Below are 21,247 nucleotides of genomic sequence, written 5' to 3'. Positions count from 1 at the left end.
CGGGCTCACCGCTTGGCGATCGCCTCCCTGACGGCGGGCACGACGCCCTGGGCCCAGCGGGCCAGGAGGGTGCGGCCGGGAGCGCCGTGGTCGGCGGAGAAGAGCGTGAAGCCCGACGCGCCGTGCTCCAGCACGGCCCCGGTCAGCTCCTCGACCCACTGGCCGACGGAGCCGCCGATCCAGCGGCCCTCCGAGTCACGGGTGGCGGGCAGCGGCCGGTCGGTGATGCGGCCGGGGAAGTTGAAGACCGTGCGGATCTCGCGCGGATCGCGGCCGACGGAGGCCGCCGCCTCGTCGATGACCGGCCGCGACGTGCGGTAGCGCTCGCTCAGCCAGTCGGCCGCGTGGCCGGGGATCCAGCCGTCCGCCACCCGGCCGGTGGCGGCAAGGGATTTGCGGCCGACCGATCCGGTCCACACGGGCGGCGCGGGCACGGGGGCCGGCTCGATCTGGTTCACCTGGTAGTGCTTGCCCTGGTAGGTGACCGGAGGGCCGCCGCCGGACAGCAGCTTGACCAGGACGATCGCCTCCTCGAAGGCGTCCACGGCGTCGCCGGGCGATAGGTGCGGCACCCCCATGTCGGCGATGCGATCCCACAGCCCGCCCGCGCCCATGCCGAGCACGACCCGGCCGCCCGACAGCGCCGACAACGACGTCACCATCCTGGCCAGCATCGGAGCGGGCCGGGTCGGCAGGTTGGTGACGTTGGCGAAGCCGGCGATGTGCTGCGTACGCCCGAGGATGAAGCCGAGCGCGGCGTAGGCGTCCACACGTCCGCCGAGGTAGGGATGGTCCGACAACGTGAAGATGTCGAGTCCGTCCCGGTCGGCCTGCTGGACCATGCGCAACAGCTCGGGTATGTCCTCGATGCCGGAATGCGCGCCAAACCCGAAGACGACGTCATGTGCTGACAACGTTCTGCCTTTCTGTATGCGGACAGGCGTTTCGTCCATGTCAGGCGGCACCGAACTGCTCGGTGAAGCGGCCGGTGAACAGGTCGGCCCCCTTGTACGCCGAGACGGTCTCGGCCGGGACGACGACCGGTCCGTCGGGGCTGGGCAGCTGGCCGACACCGCCACGCGGACCGAGCGGGAGCAGGATCATGGGGTAGGGCAGCGGCCGGTAGGTGGCCTCCGGCTGCCCGCCGCGCAGCTGGGCGATGATGTTGCGGGCCACCACCTCGGCGTGCTGCATCGCGTACCCGGCCATCTTGGCCTCGGGGACGTCGGTGATGTCGCCGATGGCGTAGACGTGCTCGTAACCCTGGACGTTGAGGGTCTCGGTGACGGGAACCCGTCCCTGCGGCATACGCGTCGTCAATCGGCCGTCGGCGAGGTAGTCGCTGTTGACCCGCACGCCATGGGCGCGGAACCAGATGTCGGCGGTGATCTCCTCCCCGCCGGTCGTGGTGACGGTGAAGGTCTCCGCCTGACCGGGTTCGGTCGCCGGAGGTGCGGTCAGGCCGGCGCCCAGCCGCAGGTGGATGTCCAGGCCATCGAGCTGGCGGTGCAGTTCCCGGCGCATCTCCTCGGGGAAGGCGGCCAGCAGTCGCTCGGCGGGGTCGACGATGGTCACGTGCTTGTGCGGCCAGACTTCCTTGATCTCGCCGGCCAGTTCGAGACCGACCGGCCCGGCGCCGAGAATCAGCACCCGTTCGGCGCCGGCCAGTTCCTTGTGGGTCCGGCGCAGGTCGTCCAGGACGTCGTCCATGGAGTCGGAGGCGGGTTTGGCGGGGTAGGTGTAGCTGGAACCGGTGGCCAGGACCAGGTAGTCGGTCTCGACCCGCCGGCCCGAGGCCAGGGTGACGCCGCCGGGGTCCACCGAGACCGCGCGCTCGCGCACCACCCTGCCGCGCCTGAGCCACTGGTCGTAGGGGAAGAACATGGTGCCCGCCCAGTCCGGCTGGGTCAGCGCCCGCAGGGAGCCTGCCGTGTTGACGAACGCGTCCCGGGGGTCGATGAGGACGACGTCGGCCTCGGCGTCCAGCGCCTTCGCGAGCGCGGAACCCCCGTAGCCTCCGCCGACGACCACGACTGTACGACTCATCTTTCACGCTCCAACGCAAGAAATGGATGCAGTTCGTACTACGAACCATATTAGTTCGTAGTACGAACTGCAACCTTTCCCGGGTTCAGTGCGTGGAGTCCGGCTCCATGAAGACGCTGGGGACCTTGTTGTCCGTCACGACGCGGCCGAGCAGGGCGGCGAGCGCGTCGCGCTCCGCCGGCGCCAACCCCGAGACCAGTTCCTCGACGCGGCGGCAGGTCTCGGTGTAGAACTCGTCGGCCAGCTCGGCGCCCTCCCCGGTGAGCGACACCCGCACCGCCCGGGAGTCCTGAGGGTCGGGTGTGCGCTGGACCAGGCCGTTGCGCTCGCTGCGGTCCACCAGACCGGTCAGGCTCGACTTCGCCAGGCCGAGCATCGCGCCCAGTTCGCTCATGCCGTAGGGCTGCGCCATCAGGACGCACAACAACTGGCCCTGCTGCTGGGTGAGGCCGTACTCGCGGGCGGAATTCGCGTACACGGCGTTCACCAGGAATGTGGACCGCACCAGTGCGGCCACCGTCCCGATCTGGACGCCGACATCCTTACTCACCGGTCCAGAGTAACCAATTCGCGAGACGAACTACCGCTTCCGCCGAAGCATGCGGAGGAGACGGCTATCGGGGCGACTGGATCGGGGCGGCGGCCCGGTCCACGTTGTCGGCCACGCGCCGGAGCAGCCGGATCAGTTGCTCCGCCTCCTCGTCGGTGAGACCGGACAGCGCGTCCCGCTCCCCCTGCACCAGCGCCTCGCGCACCAGGTCGAGCCGGTCCCGCGCCAGGTCGGTGACGGAGAAAAGGCTGCCCCGCCGGTCACGGGGATTGGGCTGCCGGCGCACCAGACCGTCACGCTCCATCCGCGACAGCATCTCGGCCATCGTCGGCTGTTCGACCCGCGCCAACCGGGTCAGGTCCTTCTGCGACAGCGGGCCGCCTTCGGCCAGTGTCAGGAGCACCGCGGCGTTGGCCATGCTCAGCCCGAGGGGGCGCAGCCGCAGCTCATGGAGGCGGACCACCTTCCTCGACGAGCTGTTGATCCAGAAGGCGACATAGCGCTCCGGAACCCACCGCTCCTCCTCGCCCTCCATCGGCGCCTCTCTCCCGATCGACCTGGCGTCCGGCCCGGGCACGTGACGGCACGTCCCGCGGGGCACCCGTCCGCCACCCGGCAAAAGGCTACCGACACCGTACGCGGCCTTTGCATAGGACCCTATGCATCTGCTTACATAGGCACCTATGTATCAGCGGCAGACGGGACGGACCATGAAGACAGCCATCGTCAACGCCCGGGTGTTCGACGGCGAGAGGCCGATCGGCCCCGCCGGGGTGCTCGTCGGCGACGGGCGAATCCTCGCCGTGGGAGGGGATATGCCCTCCGACGCCGAGGTCGTCGACGCCGCCGGGGCGACCCTCCTCCCCGGCCTGATCGACGCCCACGTCCACACCAGCGAGGACTCCCTCGCGCTCGCCCTGACGTTCGGCGTGACGACGGAACTCGAGATGCAGGGCGTGCACACCCGGCACAACCGCGCCCACATCGAGGACGACGACACGCTCGCCGACGTCCGCTCCGCCGGCTTCGGTCTCACGGCGCCGGGCGGGCATCCCAGCGAACTGCTCCCCGAAGGCTTCGACATCCGTCCCTTCATCGGGCACGGCGGCCGGGCGCCCGCCGGGAACGGCGCGCCGGGTGACCGGCGGCAGGCGGGTCCTCCCCCGGAACCGCACGTGACCACCCCCGGGGAGGCGGTGGTGTGGATCCCTCGCCTCGTGGCCTCGGGCTCGGATTACATCAAGTTCATGGTGGACGACGGGACCGTCGAGGGGCACCCGGGCCTTCCCATGCTCGACCAGGCGACACTGAACGCCGGCGTCGCCGAGGCCCACCGGCACGGGATGCTCGCCATCGCCCACGCACTCACCGTCGACGCCACCCGCATGGCGATCGAGGCGGGCGTGGACGGCCTCGCCCACCTGTTCATGGACCGCCCGCACACGCCCGAGATCATCCGGATGATCGCCGACTCCGGCGCCTTCGTCGTCGCGTGCGTCTGCCTGAACGCCTCGCTCATGGGGATGACCGGCGAGGCGCTGGCCGATGACCCGCGGGTGAGCAGGCGTCTCGACGACCGATGGGACAAGACCCTGCGCGGCAGCTTCAACCGCTACCCACAGGGCAGGCTCGACGACGTGCTGGCGTCCGTCGCGGCCCTGCACGAGGCCGGCGTGGACGTCCTCGTCGGCACCGACGCCTCCATCCCCGTGCCGTTCCTCGGCGGGCTGGCCCACGGCGCCAGCGTGCACCACGAACTGGGATACCTCGTCCGCGCCGGTCTCGCCCCGTCCGCGGCGCTCCACGCGGCGACCGCCGCCACCGCCCGGCGGTTCCGGCTGGACGACCGCGGGCGCATCGCCCCGGGGCTGCGCGCCGACCTCCTCCTGGTCGACGGGGACCCCACCACGGCCATCGGCGACACCCTGAACATCCGGGCGGTCTGGCGGCGCGGCGCCCGGCTGGCGGGGTGAGCGGGCGGACGCTCAGGCCAGGCCGTGGCGCACCGCGTAAAGCGCGGCCTGGGTGCGGTCCTGCACGCCGAGCTTCATGAGCACGTTGGAGACGTGGGTCTTCACGGTCTTCTCCGCCACCACGAGCTCGCGGGCGATCTCGCGGTTCGAACGGCCGGCGGCGAGCAGTCGCAGCACCTCGCGTTCCCGGTCGGTCAGCGCGGATCCCGCCCCGTCCTGCTCGCGGTCCGCCGGGCCGGCCAGCATCGCCTCGGCCGCCTCCGGTGCGAGCAGGACCTGCCCGCCGTGCACGGCCCGGATCGCCTGCACGAGGGCGCCGGGGTCCACGTCCTTGTAGAGGAAGCCCGCCGCGCCCGCCCGCATCGCCGGGGCCACGTCGCCGCGGTCGCTGACCGAGGTGAGGACGATCACCCGCACGTCCCGGCCGGACAGCTCCGCGAGCGCGCCGAGGCCGTCGAGCACCGGCATCTTCAGGTCGAGCAGCAGCACGTCGGGGGCGAGCGCGCCGGTCATCTCGACCGCCTCGGCGCCGTCGGCCGCCTCCCCCACGACGCTGATGTCCTCCTGGATCTCCAGGAACGTACGCAGGCCCTGCCGTACGACGGGGTGGTCGTCGGCGATGAGCACGCGGATCACGCGGGCACCTCCAGTCGTACGGTCGTGCCGCGGCCGGGCACGGAGGAGACCGTCAGCGTGCCGCCGACGGCCTGGGCCCGGTCGCCCATCGACGGCAGCCCCAAGCCGTGCACGCCTGCCTCATCGAATCCGGCGCCGTCGTCGGCCACCTCCAGCACCAGCGCGTCCTCCCGATGCGCGAGCCGTACGTCGATGCGGGCGGCCCTGGCGTGCCGTACGGCGTTGTGCAGCGCCTCCTGGGTGACCCGGAGCACGGCGACCTCGATCTCGGGCGCCAGGTCGAGGCCGCGGTCGCCCGGCGGCTCGCCCTCGGTCGTGAAGGTGACCGTCATGGGGTGCAGGCGGTCGAGGAGGGCCGCCTGCTTGCGCAGGCTCTCCACCAGGCCGTGCCGGTCCAGCTCGGCCGGGCGCAGCTCCACGATCACCGCGCGCAGCTCGGTCAGCGCCTCTCCCGCCATCCGCTCGACCCGCTCGATCGCCTCTGCCGCCCGCTCGGGATCCGTACGCGCGAGCGCGGCGGCGGCCCGCGCGGTCAGCCGCAGCGAGAACAGCTTCTGGCTGACGGCGTCGTGCAGCTCGCGGGCCATCCGGGTGCGTTCCTCGACGACCGTGAGCTCGCGCCCCCGCTCGTACAGCCGGGCGTTGGTGATCGCGATGGCGGCGTGCGCCGCGAACAACGTCAGCAGTTCCTCGTCGGCCTCGTCGAACCCGCCGGGCGTCCGCTTGTTGGACAGGAAGATGATCCCGAGGACCGTGTCGCCGTCCGTGATCGGCACACCGAGAAAGTCCTTGAGTATGGGGTGGGCCTTCGGCCACCACTCGAACCGGGGATCCCTGCGGATGTCGGGCAGCCGCACCGGCGTCCCCTCGCGCAGCATCGCGCCCAGCATGCCGTGCTGGCGCGGGGTGGGCCCGATGGCCTCCCACTGCTCGTCGGAGATGCCCTCGGCCACGAACTCGGCGAACGCGCCGTCGTCGTCCGGCACGCCGAGCGCGGCGTACTTCGCGTCGAGCAGCCGCGCCGCGGACCGCACGATCACCTGGAGGACCTCGCGGACCGACAGGTGGCGGGTGACGGCGAGCACGGCCGAGCTGACCGCGTGCAGCACCGCGTCGCGGTCCCGCACGGAGGCGGCGGCGGGGTCGGCGGCGGGGTCGGCAGGCTCGGGCACGGACACAGACTAGGACCACCGCCGAAGGGCCCGCGTCGGCCGCAGGACCTAGACCCAACTGCCGAGCGACGGCCGGACCTCGGTCCGATGCGCGCCTGACGTGCTGATTTCTAGCGTGAAGCGCATGAAGCACGCACTCATCACCGGAGCGTCGCGAGGGCTGGGACTCGCTCTCGCCAAGGCGCTCGCCGCCGACGGCTGGTCACTCCTCCTCACCGCGCGCGGCGAGGAGGACCTGATGTCGGCGGCCTTCGACCTCGGCGCCCAGGCCATCCCCGGAGACGTCGCCGACCCGGCGCACGTGGCCGCGCTCGCCGAGTCCGTGCCCGAGCTGGACCTCCTGGTCAACAACGCGAGCGGGCTCGGCCCCGCCCCGATGCCCAGACTCGCCGACTATCCGCTGGACGCGCTGCGCGCGCTGTTCGAGACGAACGTGATCGCGCCGCTCGCGCTGGTGCAGGCGACGCTGCCCGCGCTGCGCAAGCGACGGGGCGCGATCCTCAACATCTCCTCCGACGCCGCCGTCGAGGCGTACGAGGGCTGGGGCGGCTACGGCGCGACCAAGGCCGCCCTCGACCAGGTGTCGAACGTCCTCGCCGCCGAGGAGCCCGACGTGGCGGTCTGGTGGGTGGACCCGGGCGAGATGCGCACCCGCATGCTGGCCGACGCCGTGGGCCCGGAGGAGGCCGGGGCAGCGCCGCCGCCCGAGAGCGTGGTCCCGGCGCTGCTGCGCCTCGTGGGCACCCGCCCCGCCCCCGGCCGCTTCACCCGGGGAGAGCTGGAATGACCGCCAGGGACCCCCACACCGCCGTCCCGGCCCGGACCGAGCCCTCCATGAAGGCCGTCCCCAACCCGGCGATCCGGCCGTACGGGGCGGGGGGATCGTTCGAGTTCGCGCTGGCGGCGCCACTGGAGGCGCACGAACCGCCGGAGGCGCGCGGGCTGCGCCGCGACGAGGTCAGGTTGCTGGTGTCCCGCCGTGACACCGGCGAGGTCACCCACCACGTCTTCGCCGACCTGCCGTCGCTGCTGTCCCCCGGCGACCTGCTGGTGGTCAACAACTCCGCCACCCTGCCCGCGGCGGTGCGGCTCGACCGCCTGGCCGTCCACTTCTCCGGCCGCCTCGCGTCCGGCGAGTGGCTGGTCGAGCTGCGCCGCCGTACGGCGACGGCGACGGCGCCCTACTCCGGCGCCGCGCCCGGCGAGTGGCTGCCGCTCCCGGGAGGGGCCACGCTGCGCCTGCTGGCGCAGGAGACGCCGCGCCTGTGGCGTGCCCAACTGGACCGCGACGTGCTCTCCTACCTCGCCGCACACGGCGTGCCCATCCGGTACGGCTACGTGGGGCGCGACTGGCCGCTCGCCGACTACCAGACGGTCTTCGGGGTCGAGCCGGGCAGCGCGGAGATGCCCAGCGCCGCCCGGCCGTTCACCCCGGAGCTCGTCACCGACCTGGTCAGCCGGGGGATCGGCGTCGCGCCGATCACGCTGCACACCGGGGTCGCGTCACCGGAGAAAGACGAACCGCCCTATCCCGAGTGGTTCTCGGTCTCCCCGTGGACGGCACGGCTGGTGAACATCACCCGCGAGCACGGGGGCCGGGTGATCGCCGTCGGCACGACCGTCGTACGGGCTCTGGAGACCGCCGCCCTCGACGCCCACGCCCCGGGCACGGTGCGGGCGGCGTCGGGCTGGACCTCGCACGTCGTCACGCCGGCGGGAGGCGTGCGAGCGGTGGACGGCCTCGTCACGGGCCTGCACGAGCCCCGCTCCAGCCACCTGATGATGCTGTCGGCGATCACCGGGACCGGCGTGCTGGCCCGCTCGTACGAGGCGGCGCTGGAGGAGGGCTACCTCTGGCACGAGTTCGGCGACAGCCATCTCATCCTCTGATACGTGATCAAACCGTGATCTCGATCGTCAAGGCTGACCGCATGCGTACCCTCATCGGCAAGCCGACCGCGCTGCTGGCCGTGCCACTGGCCGCGGGCGCGCTGGTCGCGTCCGGCGCGCCCGCCTCCGCCGCGTCGTCGGCCGCGTCCACCGCGTCCACCTCGTCCACGGCGGTCGCAGCGTCCGCGGCGTCTGCGGCGACCACGGCGGCCTCGGCGCCCGTCCGCATCCAGATCAGCTATCCCTACAGCGTCCGTGCCGGGCGCGTGGTGTCGTTCAAGGTCAGGCTCATCAACAAGCTCAGGACCAAGACCGACGAGATCTTCCTCGCGGTCAAGTTCCCCAAGAACGTCACCAAGACCAGGATCTACGTCCCGCACGGCTCCAACTACCACGAGCACTGCACGCGGGAGCGGACCCGGGCGCTGTGCGTGCTGCCCGGTCTCAAGAAGGGCAACAGCTACACGTTCTGGGCGAAGGCCCAGGTGAGCGGGTCCGCCCGCGGCAAGCTCTACGGCTACTTCGGCGGCGCGGTCGTCGACACGTCGACGAACACCGACCCCAGGGAGCTGCTCAGCGAGTTCGGCGACAGCATCGGCTGGGTCAAGTCGAAGAGCTCGATCTACCGCTGATATCCGTCCATCCACCACGGCGCCCGCCCGGCCTCGCCGGGCGGGCGCCGTCGATCGTGTGACGGCCCCCGTCAGGCCGCCACGGCCTGCTCCTCGGGCTCCATGAGCCCCGTCCTGACCTGAGCCTCGGCGATCCGCGCCAGCGCCGTCCGCGCCTCCCTCCGGTGAACCGGCCCGCCGTACGCGGCCGGACGGTCCGGCCGCACGGCGGGGAAGACCGTCACCTCCGCGACGAGGTCCCTGGTGGCGACGATCCGCAGGACGGACGCGAGCAGCGTGTCGTCCCCGACATACGACGGCCGGGTGGAAAGGGCGGCCCGCTCCCCCGTACCTCCATGAACCCCAGCGCCCCGGCCGGCCGCAGCGCCTTTATGAACCGCGGTGCCCTCCAGGAAACGCAGCGCCAGCGGCCGCACGGGCACCCCCGCGTCGAGCGCCGCCTGGAACACCGCGGGCCGGAAGCGCCCCATCTCACGTCCGCACCACGTCGTTCCCTCGGGGAACGCGGCCACGCTCTCTCCGCGCCGCAGCGCGGCGGTCATGTCCGCGACGACCCCCGGCAGGGCGGACAGCCTGTCCCTGTCGATGAACAGCGCGCCGCCCCCGGCGGCGAGCGTGCCGACGATCGGCCACCTGCCCACCTCCGCCTTGGCCAGCGGGCGGCAGGCGAAGGTCGCCGTGATGACCAGGGGGTCGAGCCAGGAGACGTGGTTGCCGACGAGCAGGGCGGGCCCGTCCTCCTCCGGCACGGCTCGCGCCCGCGCCGAACCCCCGATGCAGGAGAACCCGCGGCGCGTCACGATCCTGATGCCGAGGGCCCGCAGCAGCAGACGCGACCACCACATCGTGACCGCCCCGCGCCGCGCCGTACGGCCCAGCGCGAGCGCGATCGGCAGACCGGCGAGCAGCACGGCGGCCGCGCCCGCCAGTCGGGCGGCCCGCCGCAGGGGGCCGACCGTACGCGCCTGCGCGCGCAGGCAGACGTCGGGCGCGCAGGGAGACACCGGCAGCCAGGCGGAGGAGGCCGCCGGCAGGTGCGCGACGGCGCTCACCGCGACTGCCTGAGGAAGTGCCGCAGGTAGCGGGGGTCGGCGTCGGCCACGGAGAGCAGCACGAAGAAGTCCGCGGTGCCGAAGTCCGGATCGTGGGCGGGAGCGCCGCAGATCCACGCGCCGAGCCGCAGGTAACCGCGCAGCAGCGGCGGCAGCACGAACCGGTCGGGGCGGGGGACCCCGGCGTCGCGCCAGGGCGTGTGCGGCGTGACGCGATACTCCTCGGGCCCCAGCTGGACCCGGTCGACGACTCCGGCGGCGACCGCGCCGCCGTCGTCCAGGGGCACCGAGCAGCATCCCGCAAGCCAGGCGTGGCCGCGGCTGGTCATGTAGTGCGCGATTCCGGCCCACATCAGGGCGACGACCGTGCCGCCACGGTGGTCGGGGTGCACGCACGTGCGCCCGGCCTCTACCAGGTCGCCGCGCAGGCCCTTCAGCGCGCCGAGGTCGAACTCGGAGTCGGAGTAGAGCCGGTCGGAGCGGCGGGGCGGCAGCAGGCGGTAGGTGCCGACCACCGTGTCACCCTCGCGGACGAGGAGGTGGTCGCAGTACGCGTCGAGCGGTTCGGCGTCGAGCCCGCTCAGGGGGGAGTCGAGCCGGGCGCCCATCTCCCCGGCGAACACCTCGTAGCGCAGGCGCTGGGCGGCACGCAGGTCCGCGGCGCTCTCGGCGAACCCGACGGTGTAGCGGCCGGAGCCCAGGGAGTGTTGAGACTGCAGAGAGATCGTCATGCGCGTCGCGTCCTTCCTCGGGGGGTGTCGGCCACGATGAGGCGGACGGCGCAGGGCGTCCCGGACTGGCCTGCTTCGCGGCCCACCACCATGACGACATGCGGAAATGACAGCGGAGCCTCAGGGCGGGGGCATGAAGGCGTCCGCATCGTGAACCTCGTGCGCGCTCATGACAAGCGGCGCAGTAACCTCAAACAACGTGAACCAGCGCACGCTCCTGATCACGCTGACCGGTCCGGATCGCCCGGGCGTCACCTCGCGGCTGTTTTCCGTACTGGCCGGGTTCCCGGTCGTCGTGGCCGACGTGGAGCAGGTCGTCATCCGAGGCCGCCTCACCCTGGGCGTACTCGTCGCCTACGCCGGGGGGCCGCCCACCGGCACCGGAGGCACGATCGGCGGCCTGTGGACGGCCGTCGAGCAGGTCGCCGCCGACCTCGACATGGACCTGGAGATCGCGACCGGCACGATCTCCAAGGAGAAACGGCGACGCGGACGGCTGCACGTCACCGTCCTGGGCGCGCCGCTGCTGCCCGCCGCCATGGCCGGGATCTCCGGCCGGATCGCGGCGAGCGGCGCGAACATCGACAGGATCGAGCGGCTGTCGAGCTATCCGGTGACGTGCATCGAGCTCGCCGTGTCCGGCGCCGACCCCCAGGCGATGCGCGCGGAACTGGCCGCGGAGGCCGCGGCGCAGCAGGTGGACGTGGCCGTGCAGCGCAGCGGCCTGCACCGCCGCGCCAAGCGTCTCATCGTGATGGACGTCGACTCGACGCTGATCCAAAACGAGGTCATCGAGCTGCTGGCCCGGCACGCCGGGTGCCTGGACGAGGTCGCCCGGGTCACCGACGAGGCCATGCGCGGCGAGCTCGACTTCGCCGAGTCGCTGGTCAGGCGGGTCGCGCTGCTCGAAGGGCTGTCGGAGGAGGTCTTCGAGAAGGTCGTCAAGGAGGTCGTCCTCACCCCCGGCGCGCGCACGCTGGTGCGGACCCTCAAGCGGCTCGACTACCGCTTCGCCATCGTGAGCGGCGGCTTCACCCAGATCACCGACTCCCTGGTGGCCGACCTCGGCATCGACTACTCGGCCGCCAACACCCTTGAGGTCGTCGACGGCCGGCTCACCGGCCGGGTCGTCGGCGAGATCGTGGACCGGCCGGGCAAGGCCCGTGCGCTGGAGCGCTTCGCCGCCGAGTCGGGCATCCCGCTGAGTCAGACCGTCGCGATCGGCGACGGCGCCAACGACCTCGACATGTTCGCCGTCGCCGGGCTCGGCATCGCGTTCAACGCCAAGCCCATCGTGCGGCAGGCCGCCGACACCGCGGTCAACGTGCCCTACCTCGACTCGATCCTCTACCTGCTCGGCATCTCCCGCGAGGAGGTCGAGGCGGCCGACGCCGAGGACGGCATGCCGCCCCCCATGATCTGAGACCTCAGGGCCTGTTCGCGAAGGCGCCGGCCGCCGCCGCGCACAGCCGTACGGCGTCGGCGTCCAGCGAGCGCAGCGCCTGGTCGACGGCGGCGGTGCGCAGCAGCGCCGTTCCCGAGCCCGGCTCGGTGGCGTTCGCCTCCAGCTCGCTGAGGCGGCGCTCGGCCTGGGCGCCGACCCACACGGCGTCGTCCGCGAGCCCCCGGCTCACCTCCGCCGCCGGCTCGTACGGCTCCCGCCCCCGCACGGCCTGCGCGGCGGCCCGCAGATGGTCGGCCACGGCGTCCAGGACGTCGGGGACCGGCCCGGCGCCGGTGGGCTCGTCGCGCAGCACCGAGATCAGCGTCAGCAGGTCGTCGCGGACCCGCTGGGCGGCCTCCAAGGCCTCGTCGACGGCCTCGGGGGCGGTGCCGCCGGGTTCCTTGGCGATGTAGCCGAGCGCCCCCGTGACCATCTCGGCGTCCACCGCGGCCTTCCTGATCCGCTCCTCGGCCCGCTCGGCGCCCGCCTTCCCCCTGGCCAGCTGCGCCAGCGTCCGGGCGACCGCCGCGTGCGAGTCGAGCATCCGGCCGACCCGCTCGGCCAGCCGTTCCGTCTCCCCCCGCGGCCACAGCAGCCGCGCGCACGCGATGGCGATGACGCCGCCGACGACGGTCAGCACGACCCGCGACTCGGCGATCCGCGCGGTCTGCGGAACCTGGAAGTCGAGCAGCAGCAGCACGCACATCGTCATGAACGTCGCCCAGTAGGCCTGGTGCGTCGGGGCCAGGCCGAACGCCAGCGCGGCCGACACCCCGATCAGCGCGACGAGCGTCCAGTGACCCGGCGCGATGTGCAGGATCGCGGCCGAGACCAGACCGCCGGCCGTGCTGCCGCCCACCCGCGCCCACACCTTGGCCCGCGTCTCCCCGTACGTCGGCTGGATGGTGACCAGCACCGCGATCACCAGCCAGTGCGGGAACGCGGGTTTGAACAGCACGATGACGATCGAGGCGAAGGCGGTGCCGAGCACGACCCGCAGGGCGTGCCGCACGCGCGGGTCGTCGAAGGCGAGCGACGGGGGAACCGCCAGCGTGGCCAGATCGAGGCCGGGCGCGCACAGGCGGTGGGCCGCCTCGATGGAGCCGCCGAGCGCCTCCCGGATCCGCCCGGCGCTGTGCGCGATCTGCCGGAGGAGGACGAGCACGACCATCTCTCGCTCGCCGCCGGCGGCCCGGTCGCGCAGCCGGTCCACCCGATCGCCGAAGTCCACGGCGGGCACGTGCTCGGGCGGGCACTCGGCCAGGTAGGCCCGCAGCGACGCGGACAGCGAGCCTAGGAGGTCGCCGAGCCCCGCGTCGTCCGCCGCGCCGGGCGCACGCCGGGCCAGCGTGTCGCACAGCCCCCGCAACGCGATGATCTCGTGGAACACCCGGCGCAACGCGAGCGCGACGTCCTCGGCCGCCCTCGACCGCTCCCAGCGGACGCGGCGGGCCCGGGCCATGCGGACCTCGGCGATCGCGTCCGCGGCCTTCCTCCGGCGTTCGTCCCACTCGTCCTGGCCCACCGCGGGGTCGGCCACGGCCTCGATCAGCCCGGCCAGGATGTCGGCCGTCTCCCCCAGCATCGTGACGACCGGGCGGGTGCGCCGCCACGGCCAGGGCAGGGTGAGCAGGACGGCCGCCAGCAGACCGCCGAGCAGTTGCAGGCCCGTGTGCGGCACGGGGTCGAGCGGCAGCGGGTTGGCGGCGGTCAGCAGCAGCGTGAGCGCCGGGGTGACGCCGATCGGGCGCACCAGGCCGCCCAGCCCGGCCAGGGCCGAGGCGACCAGGACCATGAGCCAGCTGCTGCCCGACAGCAGGATCCCCAGCGACGTCCCCACGCCGACCGACAGCACGACGCCGAGCAGGTAGGGCGTGCGCATGCCCGCGGGGTTCGCGATGGTCCGCGCCGCGACCAGCCACGCGCCGAGGCCGACCGTCGCGCCGCCCGCGGGGTGCCCGATGAGCAGGCCGGTGAGCAGCGGGATCACCAGGCAGGCGGCCCCGGTCAGGCCGAAACCGAGCGCGAGGCGTGGATCCTCCAGCCTCGGCGCCCTGGCGAGCACGACGTTCCTGAGCGGCAGGCGCTTCTTATTACCCGCCTTGCCGGGCCGCAATCAGGTGCGGCTCACATGGACCAGCCGTCCGGTGTCGGGGGCGACGTCCTCCCAGGGCACGTCCAGCTCGATCACCGCGTACGCGCCGGGCGGGAAGCCGTCGAGCCTGGCGTCGGTCAGGGCGGCGACGAGCTCGTGCACGCCCGGGTTGTGGCCGACGAGCACGACCGACGCGATCTCGCCGTCCGTACGGCGCAGCACGCCGAGCAGGTCGTCGGGGTACGCCTCGTAGATGTCGCGTTCGATCTCGACGGGGGCGTCGAGGCCGAGCAGCTCGGCGGTCCTGCGGGTGCGGACCGACGGCGAGCACAGGACGAGCCCCGGGGTGAGCCCTGAGGTGAGCCCGGGGACCAATCGCCGGATCTCCTCTCCGGCCGCCCGGGCGTCCCGTTCACCGCCGGGGGTGAGCGGACGTTCGCTGTCCGGGAGGCCGGGCGCGTGGCCGGCCTTCGCGTGCCTGACCACGACGAGCGTCCGGACGCTCATGGCATGGCCCAGACAGCGAGGCCCACGATCACGGCGATCATCACCGCCATGGTCAGCAGGATCAGCGCCAGCGTCCTGCCCCCGTTCGGCTTGTCCATAAGTGCTCAGTGTATGGAGAAGGTCCCCCGCTCCATGAGCGAGGGACCTTCGGGCCGTGTCGTGAGCCGCGTCAGTGGGCGACGGGCTCCGTGGCACGGGAGGCCTCGTCGGCCTCGCCGGACGGGGCGATGCCCGAGGCACGGCGCTTGGAGACGACCACGGCGCCGACCACGATCGCCACCGCGACGACCGTCGCGGTGACGCGGACCGCGACGTTGTCGGCGTACGCGACGACGGCCGGGGCGATCAGCAGCGCGACCAGGTTCATCACCTTGATCAGCGGGTTGATGGCCGGGCCCGCGGTGTCCTTGAACGGGTCGCCGACGGTGTCGCCGATCACGGTGGCGGCGTGCGCCTCCGAGCCCTTGCCGCCATGGTGGCCGTCCTCGACCAGCTTCTTGGCGTTGTCCCAGGCGCCGCCGGAGTTGGCGAGGAACACCGCCATCAGCGTTCCGGCCGCGATGGCGCCGGCCAGGTAGGCGCCGAGCGGCGCGTATCCGAGCGCGAAGCCGACCGCGATCGGGGTCAGCACGGCGAGCAGGCCGGGGGTCGCGAGCTCGCGCAGCGAGTCGCGGGTGCAGATGTCCACCACGCGTCCGTAGTCCGGCAGCTCGCTGCCGTCCATGATCCCCGGCTTGGTGCGGAACTGCTCGCGCACCTCGTACACGACCCGGCCGGCGGCGCGGCCGACGGCGCTGATCGCGAGGCCGGAGAACAGGAACACCACGGCCGCACCGACGATGAGGCCGACCAGGGCGTTCGGGGCGTCCACCGACAGGCTGAAGTTGGCGAACGAGCCCAGGGCGTCCTTCACGCCCGCCGACGCCTTGGCCAGCTCGCCCTCGACCGCCGTACGGAACGACCCGAACAACGCGGTCGCCGCGAGCACGGCGGTCGCGATCGCGATGCCCTTGGTGATGGCCTTGGTGGTGTTGCCGACCGCGTCCAGGGAGGTGAGCACGCGGGCGCCCTCGCCCTCGACGTCGCCCGACATCTCGGCGATGCCCTGGGCGTTGTCGGAGACCGGGCCGAAGGTGTCCATCGACACGATCACGCCGACCGTGGTCAGCAGGCCGGTGCCCGCGAGGGCCACGGCGAACAGCGCCACGGTCACGTTGCCGAAGCCGAGCAGGAAGGCGCCGTAGACCGCGCCGCCGATCAGCAGCGCCGAGTAGACCGCGGACTCCAGGCCGACCGAGATGCCGGACAGGATGACGGTGGCGGGACCGGTGAGCGAGCTCTCGCCGATCTCCCGCACCGGACGCCGGTTGGTCTCGGTGAAGTAGCCCGTGAGGATCTGGATCGCGCTGGCCAGGACCAGGCCCACGAGCACCGCGCCGATGGCGATCAGGCGCGGGTCGGCGGTGAGCGCGGCGACGTCCGCGGAGGCGCCGGACAGTTCGGCGAAGCTCGACGGGAGGTACGCGAACGCCGCGACGGCCACCAGCACGGCCGAGATGGCGGCGGAGATGAAGAAGCCGCGGTTGATGGCGGCCATGCCGGAACGGTCCTTGGAGCGGGGAGCCGTGGTGAAGATGCCGATGACCGCGGTGATCACGCCGATCATCGGGACGATCAGCGGGAAGACCAGGCCCTCGGTGCCGAACGCGGCCTTGCCCAGGATCAGGCTCGCGACCAGGGTGACGGCGTACGACTCGAACAGGTCGGCGGCCATGCCGGCGCAGTCACCGACGTTGTCACCCACGTTGTCGGCGATGGTGGCGGCGTTGCGCGGGTCGTCCTCCGGGATGCCCTGCTCGACCTTGCCGACCAGGTCGGCGCCGACGTCGGCGGCCTTGGTGAAGATGCCGCCGCCGACACGCATGAACATCGCGAGCAGCGCGGCGCCGAAGCCGAACCCCTCGAGGACGTTCGGCGCGTCGCCCTTGTAGACCAGCACGACGATCGCGGCGCCCAGCAGGCCCAGGCCGACCGTGAACATGCCGGCGACGCCGCCCGTGCGGAACGCGATGCGCATCGCGGTCCTCTCACCCGACTCGCGGGCGGCGGACGCGACACGGACGTTTCCACGTACGGCGAGCCACATGCCGATGAAACCGGTCAGCGCGGAGAACACCGCGCCGACGACGAAGAAGACGGACCGGCCGATGCGCTCGCCGGTCGAGCCCGCCGGGAGCAGCAGAAGCAGGAACGGAATGATGACGACGAATATCGCAAGCGTCCGGAACTGCCGCGTGAGATACGCGGCGGCGCCCTGCTGCACGGCCCGCGCGATGTTCTGCATTCGCTCGGTGCCCTGCCCTGCGGCGAGCACCTCACGCACCAGGCCGCCCGCGACGGCCAGAGCGAGCAGAGCCACGACGGCGACGACTATGACAAGGGTGAGATGGGATCCGTTCAACGCTACCGCTGCGCTCTCGCCAGCGGCGTGATAGGCAGACATCCGTCCTCCTCGGCCAGACGGGGTTTCGGTCCTGCCCGGACGGCGCCGACGATCCGACTGGCCGTGCGGCGCACTTCCGGGCGGTTGGCAAGTGCCGCTTCCGGTTGCATCCGCAATACCTTGGCCGGTGCCGGGAGTCTACGCAGCGACGCCACGGATATGAAGGCCCTCGTGCCCCGTAATCGAGGCGGCGTCCAGTAATGGACCAACATTTGCACCGCTATGAACGTGCTTTGACCAGCGGAGTCAGAGGCGTGGCGGCGATGGTCGCCCTGGTTACGGTACTCCCTTGTCCCTTGTTTCGGTCCATCCGAAATTAGGCCGGGCATAGCAAAAGATCGAGTGTCACGCCGGGGGCGACACTCGATCTGCTCGTAGGTCTCGCCTCGAAGACCTGGCCCCGAAGGGTCGTCCAAGGTCGTCGAGGTCCTTGAAGGTCCTCCTCGGATGTCCCCGGAAGCCCTCGGCTCTCCTCGGAGGCTCTGGGATCTCTTTCGGAGGTTCTCGGAGGCTTCGCAGGTCAGAGGGCGGCGATGCCGTGGGGCGACGCGGGCCAGCTCATGCGGATGCGCATGCCCTTCGGCCCGGGAAGCACCTCGACGTCGTCGGCCAGCCCTGCGATGACCGCGATGCCCAGATTGTCGATCTCGGGCATGAGGTTGCCGTTCGCCTCCAGCACCTGGGGCGTCACATCCTCGCTCGGGGCGGCGTCGGTGACCGTCACCTCGAAACGCCCCGCGTCATCGCGTAACTCGATGCGTACCGGCTCCCCCGGGCAGTGGAGGCGGTGCGCCTCCACAGCCCGCGAGCACGCCTCTCCGACGGCGAGCCGCACCTCGTCCAGGATCGCCTCCGCCACTCCCGTGCGCCGGGCGATGGCCGTGGCGACCAGCCGGGCCGTACGCACGTGGGCGGGCAGAGCGCTGAACGTCAGCTCGACGGTGGCCATGTTGCTGAGTCCTCGGCCGTCACTTGTCCCGGCCGTGGGCTTCCTTGGCCTCCTCGACCGAGGCGTAGATCCCGAAGACCTTCGTCAAGCCGGTGATGCGGAAGATCTTCAGGATGCGCTCCTGCGTGCAGACGAGCTCCAGGGAACCGTCGTGCGCCCGCACCCGCTTGAGGCCGCCGACCAGCACGCCAAGGCCTGTCGAGTCGAGGAAGTCCACCTTCTCCATGTTCACGAGCAGGTGGAAGTTGCCCTTGTTGACCAGGTCGATCAGCAGCTCACGCAGTCTGGGCGCGGTGTAGACGTCGATCTCACCCTCGACATCGACGATGGTGAGATTGTCCTCGGAATGGTGGTCCAACTTCAGATCCACAGATCCTCCAGCGCCTTACTTGCGTAGGTCTCGATACAGGTCATGCATCCTGGTAGTCCAGAGGCACGACCCGATGCGCGGCATTCAACCACGCTACGACTCCGTGTCTATACGAAATCACGACTCCGGGCGACTCTCCCCGCAGATGCCAAACTGGAAACCAGTGACTCCGACTTCTTCGTCCTCTGCCCGAACAGGCGACCTTCTCACCCGTCTGCTCGCGGTTCCCGCACGCCGGGGGCGCGTGACTCATGTGGAGCATGTTCCAGCACGTCAGGCAGGTGAGGCAAGGTGGCCGGAATGGGCCCCTGACCTGCTGGTCTCGCGACTGCGCCTGCAGGGGGTCTCCGGCCTGTGGGAACACCAGTTTATGGCCGCCGAGCTGGTTAAACGTGGCCAAAACGTGATCATTGCCACAGGGACCGCGTCCGGGAAGTCCCTGGCCTACCTGGTGCCGGCCATCACGGAGATCTTCTCCGGAGGCACCGTGCTGTATCTCACCCCGACCAAGGCGCTCGCCGCCGACCAGCTCAGGGCCCTGCGCAAGCTGCGGCTGACGCAGGTGCGCGCCGCGACGTACGACGGCGACACCCCGCCCGAGGAACGCCGGTGGGTCCGCCAGAACGCCAACTACGTGCTGACCAACCCGGACATGCTGCACAGGTCGATTCTGCCCCGGCACTCGTCCTGGTCGTCATTCTGGCGGCGGCTACGGCTGGTGGTCGTGGACGAGTGCCACGGCTACCGGGGCGTCTTCGGCTCCCACGTCGCCCAGATCCTGCGCCGGCTGCGCCGGGTCGCCGCCAGATACGGCTCCTCCCCGGTGTTCCTGCTGGCGTCGGCCACCGCGAGCGACCCCGCCGCCGCAGGAGTGCGTCTGACCGGCCTTGAAATGGCCGAGGTGACCACGGACGCCTCCCCCAGGGGTTCGACCACCTTCGCCCTGTGGGAGCCGCCTCTGACCGATTTACGCGGGGAGAGCGGGGCCCCGGTCCGCCGTACGGCCACGGCCGAGGCGGCCGACCTCCTGGCGGACCTCGTGATCGAGGACGTGCGCACTCTCGCGTTCGTCCGCTCCCGCCGCGCCGCGGAGGCCGTGGCCCTCACCGCCCGCCGCACGCTGGAGGAGGTCGAGGCCCTCCTCGACGCCGGGCCCGCGCCGTACGGGGAGTACGCCGAGGGCGTACAGGAAGAGGTGAGCGGCCAGAACGACGGCGGAGCTTTCGGCGGCGCTTCTGGTGAGGCCTTCGACGGGATCGGCGGGCGGGGACGGTCCTCCGCGGCGGCCGCCGAGAGCGGAGAGCCGGCTGAGATCGACGCGGGGCGCCGGACAGATCGTGGAGGGGGGCGGCTGGCCGACCGGGTGGCGGCCTACCGGGCGGGCTACCTCGCCGACGACCGGCGGGTGCTCGAAAAGGCCCTGCGCTCGGGCGAACTGACCGGCCTGGCCACCACCAACGCGCTCGAACTCGGCGTCGACGTCTCAGGGCTCGACGCGGTCCTCATCGCCGGATGGCCCGGCACCCGCGCCTCGTTGTGGCAGCAGGCGGGCCGGGCCGGCCGCGCGGGCCAGGACGCGCTGGCCGTGCTGATCGCGCGTGACGACCCGCTGGACACCTACATCGTCCATCATCCGGAGGCGGTGTTCGGACGGCCGGTGGAGGCCATCGTCCTCGACCCCGACAACCCGTACGTGCTGGCGCCCCACCTGTGCGCGGCCGCCGCGGAGATCCCGCTGACCGAGGACGACCTGGAGATCTTCGGCCCGGCGGCGCGGGGCGTGCTCGACGACCTCGTGAGCCAGGGACTGCTGCGCAGGCGCACCACGGGGTGGTTCTGGACGAGCCGGGACCACGCGGCCGACCTGGCGGACATCCGCGGCTCTGGCGGTGCGCCGGTGCAGGTCGTGGAGGCGTCCACCGGTCGTCTGCTGGGCACGGTCGACGAGCCGTCGGCGCACACCATGGTCCATCACGGAGCCGTCTACCTGCACCAGAGCGAGACGTTCGTGGTCGACGTGCTCGATCTGGACGCGGGGGTCGCCCTGGTCACCGCCGCCGAACCGGACTACGCGACCTTCGCGCGGGACGTCACCGACATCCGGGTGATGGAATCGCTGCGTTCGCGGCCCTTCGGGCCCGGCACTCTGCACTTCGGCTCGGTGGAGGTCACCCGCCAGGTCGTCTCGTACCTCAAACGGCGCACCCAGACCGGGGAGGTCCTCGGCGAGGAGCCGCTCGACCTGCCGCCGCGCACGCTCTGCACACGCGCGGTCTGGTGGACCCTGCCCACGCCCGCACTCGCCGGCCTCGTCGAGCCCGGACACGCTGTGGATCTCGGCGGGGCGGCGCACGCGGCCGAGCACGCCTCGATCGGCCTGCTGCCCCTGTTCGCGACCTGCGACCGCTGGGACATCGGCGGCGTGTCCACCGAACTCCACCCCGACACGGGCCTGCTCACGGTCTTCGTCTACGACGGCCACGACGGAGGCGCGGGCTTCGCCGAGCGCGGGTACGCCCGGGCGTCCGACTGGCTGACCGCTACGCGGGAGGCGATCGCCTCATGCGAATGCGAACGCGGCTGCCCGTCCTGCATCCAGTCCCCCAAGTGCGGCAACGGCAACGAGCCGCTCGACAAGGCCGGAGCGATCCGCCTCCTCGACATCCTCCTGGGCGCCTGACCCGGGGCGCGGAACAC

Annotated in this window: 19 protein-coding genes; 6 read left to right on the top strand and 13 right to left on the bottom strand. The window is 72.0% G+C overall.

From position 1 onward, the window contains the following. Window positions 1–5: 5 nt before the first annotated feature. From HHX35_RS07315 to HHX35_RS07300, 4 genes are all read right to left on the bottom strand, one after another. Entirely contained in the window at window positions 6–914 is a 909-nt protein-coding gene (locus HHX35_RS07315; RefSeq protein WP_182898099.1) for an LLM class flavin-dependent oxidoreductase, read from the bottom strand. A gap of 40 nt (window positions 915–954) precedes the next feature. Next, the gene (locus tag HHX35_RS07310) at window positions 955–2,046 is read right to left on the bottom strand and encodes an NAD(P)/FAD-dependent oxidoreductase (protein WP_182898098.1); all 1,092 of its coding nucleotides are present in this window, start codon (window positions 2,044–2,046) and stop codon (window positions 955–957) included. An 85-nt stretch (window positions 2,047–2,131) separates the two neighbouring features. Continuing rightward, window positions 2,132–2,596: a MarR family transcriptional regulator gene (locus HHX35_RS07305; protein ID WP_310738938.1), complete on the bottom strand. Its 465-nt coding sequence runs from the start codon at window positions 2,594–2,596 to the stop codon at window positions 2,132–2,134. A gap of 64 nt (window positions 2,597–2,660) precedes the next feature. Further along, entirely contained in the window at window positions 2,661–3,131 is a 471-nt protein-coding gene (locus HHX35_RS07300) for a MarR family winged helix-turn-helix transcriptional regulator (protein ID WP_182898097.1), read from the bottom strand. Between the two features lie 175 nt (window positions 3,132–3,306). Between HHX35_RS07300 and HHX35_RS07295 the strand changes: the two genes are divergently transcribed. Then, on the top strand, window positions 3,307–4,569 hold the full coding sequence (locus tag HHX35_RS07295) for an amidohydrolase family protein (RefSeq protein WP_182898096.1): 1,263 nt from the start codon (window positions 3,307–3,309) through the stop codon (window positions 4,567–4,569). Window positions 4,570–4,581: 12 nt separating this feature from the next. Here HHX35_RS07295 and HHX35_RS07290 read toward each other — a convergent pair whose 3' ends face one another. Continuing rightward, window positions 4,582–5,205: a response regulator transcription factor gene (locus HHX35_RS07290; protein WP_182898095.1), complete on the bottom strand. Its 624-nt coding sequence runs from the start codon at window positions 5,203–5,205 to the stop codon at window positions 4,582–4,584. After that, window positions 5,202–6,377, bottom strand: a complete 1,176-nt coding sequence (locus tag HHX35_RS07285) for a GAF domain-containing sensor histidine kinase (protein ID WP_310738937.1) — start codon at window positions 6,375–6,377, stop codon at window positions 5,202–5,204. The genes HHX35_RS07290 and HHX35_RS07285 overlap by 4 nt, the downstream gene beginning before the upstream one ends. A 124-nt stretch (window positions 6,378–6,501) precedes the next feature. Between HHX35_RS07285 and HHX35_RS07280 the strand changes: the two genes are divergently transcribed. Genes HHX35_RS07280 through HHX35_RS07270 form a run of 3 tightly spaced genes read left to right on the top strand, consistent with a single transcriptional unit; the run spans window position 6,502 to window position 8,899 of the window. Then, window positions 6,502–7,164 carry an SDR family oxidoreductase gene (locus HHX35_RS07280; protein ID WP_182898094.1) on the top strand — a complete coding sequence of 221 codons (663 nt, stop codon included), beginning with the start codon at window positions 6,502–6,504 and terminating at the stop codon, window positions 7,162–7,164. Beyond that, window positions 7,161–8,267 carry an S-adenosylmethionine:tRNA ribosyltransferase-isomerase gene (locus tag HHX35_RS07275; RefSeq protein ID WP_259404830.1) on the top strand — a complete coding sequence of 369 codons (1,107 nt, stop codon included), beginning with the start codon at window positions 7,161–7,163 and terminating at the stop codon, window positions 8,265–8,267. Before HHX35_RS07280 ends, HHX35_RS07275 begins: the two co-directional genes overlap by 4 nt. A gap of 41 nt (window positions 8,268–8,308) precedes the next feature. Next, window positions 8,309–8,899: a hypothetical protein gene (locus HHX35_RS07270; protein ID WP_182898093.1), complete on the top strand. Its 591-nt coding sequence runs from the start codon at window positions 8,309–8,311 to the stop codon at window positions 8,897–8,899. Window positions 8,900–8,970: 71 nt separating this feature from the next. Here the strand turns inward: HHX35_RS07270 and HHX35_RS07265 are convergent, their stop codons facing one another. Then, window positions 8,971–9,951: a lysophospholipid acyltransferase family protein gene (locus tag HHX35_RS07265; RefSeq protein ID WP_220505104.1), complete on the bottom strand. Its 981-nt coding sequence runs from the start codon at window positions 9,949–9,951 to the stop codon at window positions 8,971–8,973. Then, window positions 9,948–10,682, bottom strand: a complete 735-nt coding sequence (locus HHX35_RS07260) for a GNAT family N-acetyltransferase (protein WP_182898092.1) — start codon at window positions 10,680–10,682, stop codon at window positions 9,948–9,950. Before HHX35_RS07260 ends, HHX35_RS07265 begins: the two co-directional genes overlap by 4 nt. Window positions 10,683–10,881: 199 nt before the next feature. On the opposite strand from HHX35_RS07260, the gene serB reads away from it, so the two are divergent. Beyond that, window positions 10,882–12,105 (top strand): phosphoserine phosphatase SerB, encoded by a 1,224-nt coding sequence (gene serB / locus HHX35_RS07255; protein ID WP_240808868.1) that lies wholly within the window; start codon window positions 10,882–10,884, stop codon window positions 12,103–12,105. A 4-nt stretch (window positions 12,106–12,109) separates the two neighbouring features. Here the strand turns inward: serB and HHX35_RS07250 are convergent, their stop codons facing one another. The 5 genes from HHX35_RS07250 to HHX35_RS07230 all read right to left on the bottom strand — a co-directional run bounded on the left by HHX35_RS07250 (window position 12,110) and on the right by HHX35_RS07230 (window position 18,550). Then, window positions 12,110–14,242, bottom strand: a complete 2,133-nt coding sequence (locus HHX35_RS07250) for an FUSC family protein (RefSeq protein WP_182898091.1) — start codon at window positions 14,240–14,242, stop codon at window positions 12,110–12,112. Further along, the gene (locus tag HHX35_RS07245) at window positions 14,243–14,728 is read right to left on the bottom strand and encodes a histidine phosphatase family protein (RefSeq protein WP_259404829.1); all 486 of its coding nucleotides are present in this window, start codon (window positions 14,726–14,728) and stop codon (window positions 14,243–14,245) included. Between the two features lie 169 nt (window positions 14,729–14,897). Next, window positions 14,898–17,231, bottom strand: a complete 2,334-nt coding sequence (locus tag HHX35_RS07240; RefSeq protein WP_182898090.1) for a sodium-translocating pyrophosphatase — start codon at window positions 17,229–17,231, stop codon at window positions 14,898–14,900. Window positions 17,232–17,751: 520 nt separating this feature from the next. After that, window positions 17,752–18,180, bottom strand: a complete 429-nt coding sequence (locus HHX35_RS07235; RefSeq protein WP_182898089.1) for an ATP-binding protein — start codon at window positions 18,178–18,180, stop codon at window positions 17,752–17,754. 19 nt (window positions 18,181–18,199) lie between these two features. Beyond that, the gene (locus tag HHX35_RS07230) at window positions 18,200–18,550 is read right to left on the bottom strand and encodes an STAS domain-containing protein (RefSeq protein WP_030506779.1); all 351 of its coding nucleotides are present in this window, start codon (window positions 18,548–18,550) and stop codon (window positions 18,200–18,202) included. A 145-nt stretch (window positions 18,551–18,695) separates the two neighbouring features. Between HHX35_RS07230 and HHX35_RS07225 the strand changes: the two genes are divergently transcribed. Continuing rightward, window positions 18,696–21,230, top strand: coding sequence for a DEAD/DEAH box helicase (locus HHX35_RS07225; protein WP_182898088.1), 2,535 nt, complete (start codon window positions 18,696–18,698; stop codon window positions 21,228–21,230). Window positions 21,231–21,247 lie beyond the last annotated feature (17 nt).

Origin of the sequence: Microbispora sp. H10830, assembly GCF_014161375.1 — a bacterium.
Taxonomy (GTDB): Bacteria; Actinomycetota; Actinomycetes; order Streptosporangiales; family Streptosporangiaceae; genus Microbispora; species Microbispora catharanthi.
This window is presented reverse-complemented; position numbering and strand designations above follow the sequence as displayed.

What these genes read in the sequence shown, in the direction of transcription:
- HHX35_RS07310 (WP_182898098.1), bottom strand. Translation starts at nt 2,046, where the DNA reads ATGAGTCGTACAGTCGTGGTCGTCGGCGGAGGCTACGGGGGTTCCGCG.
- HHX35_RS07300 (WP_182898097.1), bottom strand. Translation starts at nt 3,131, where the DNA reads ATGGAGGGCGAGGAGGAGCGGTGGGTTCCGGAGCGCTATGTCGCCTTC.
- HHX35_RS07295 (WP_182898096.1), top strand. Translation starts at nt 3,307, where the DNA reads ATGAAGACAGCCATCGTCAACGCCCGGGTGTTCGACGGCGAGAGGCCG.
- HHX35_RS07280 (WP_182898094.1), top strand. Translation starts at nt 6,502, where the DNA reads ATGAAGCACGCACTCATCACCGGAGCGTCGCGAGGGCTGGGACTCGCT.
- HHX35_RS07275 (WP_259404830.1), top strand. Translation starts at nt 7,161, where the DNA reads ATGACCGCCAGGGACCCCCACACCGCCGTCCCGGCCCGGACCGAGCCC.
- HHX35_RS07270 (WP_182898093.1), top strand. Translation starts at nt 8,309, where the DNA reads ATGCGTACCCTCATCGGCAAGCCGACCGCGCTGCTGGCCGTGCCACTG.
- HHX35_RS07260 (WP_182898092.1), bottom strand. Translation starts at nt 10,682, where the DNA reads ATGACGATCTCTCTGCAGTCTCAACACTCCCTGGGCTCCGGCCGCTAC.
- HHX35_RS07245 (WP_259404829.1), bottom strand. Translation starts at nt 14,728, where the DNA reads ATGAGCGTCCGGACGCTCGTCGTGGTCAGGCACGCGAAGGCCGGCCAC.
- HHX35_RS07240 (WP_182898090.1), bottom strand. Translation starts at nt 17,231, where the DNA reads ATGTCTGCCTATCACGCCGCTGGCGAGAGCGCAGCGGTAGCGTTGAAC.
- HHX35_RS07235 (WP_182898089.1), bottom strand. Translation starts at nt 18,180, where the DNA reads ATGGCCACCGTCGAGCTGACGTTCAGCGCTCTGCCCGCCCACGTGCGT.
- HHX35_RS07225 (WP_182898088.1), top strand. Translation starts at nt 18,696, where the DNA reads ATGCCAAACTGGAAACCAGTGACTCCGACTTCTTCGTCCTCTGCCCGA.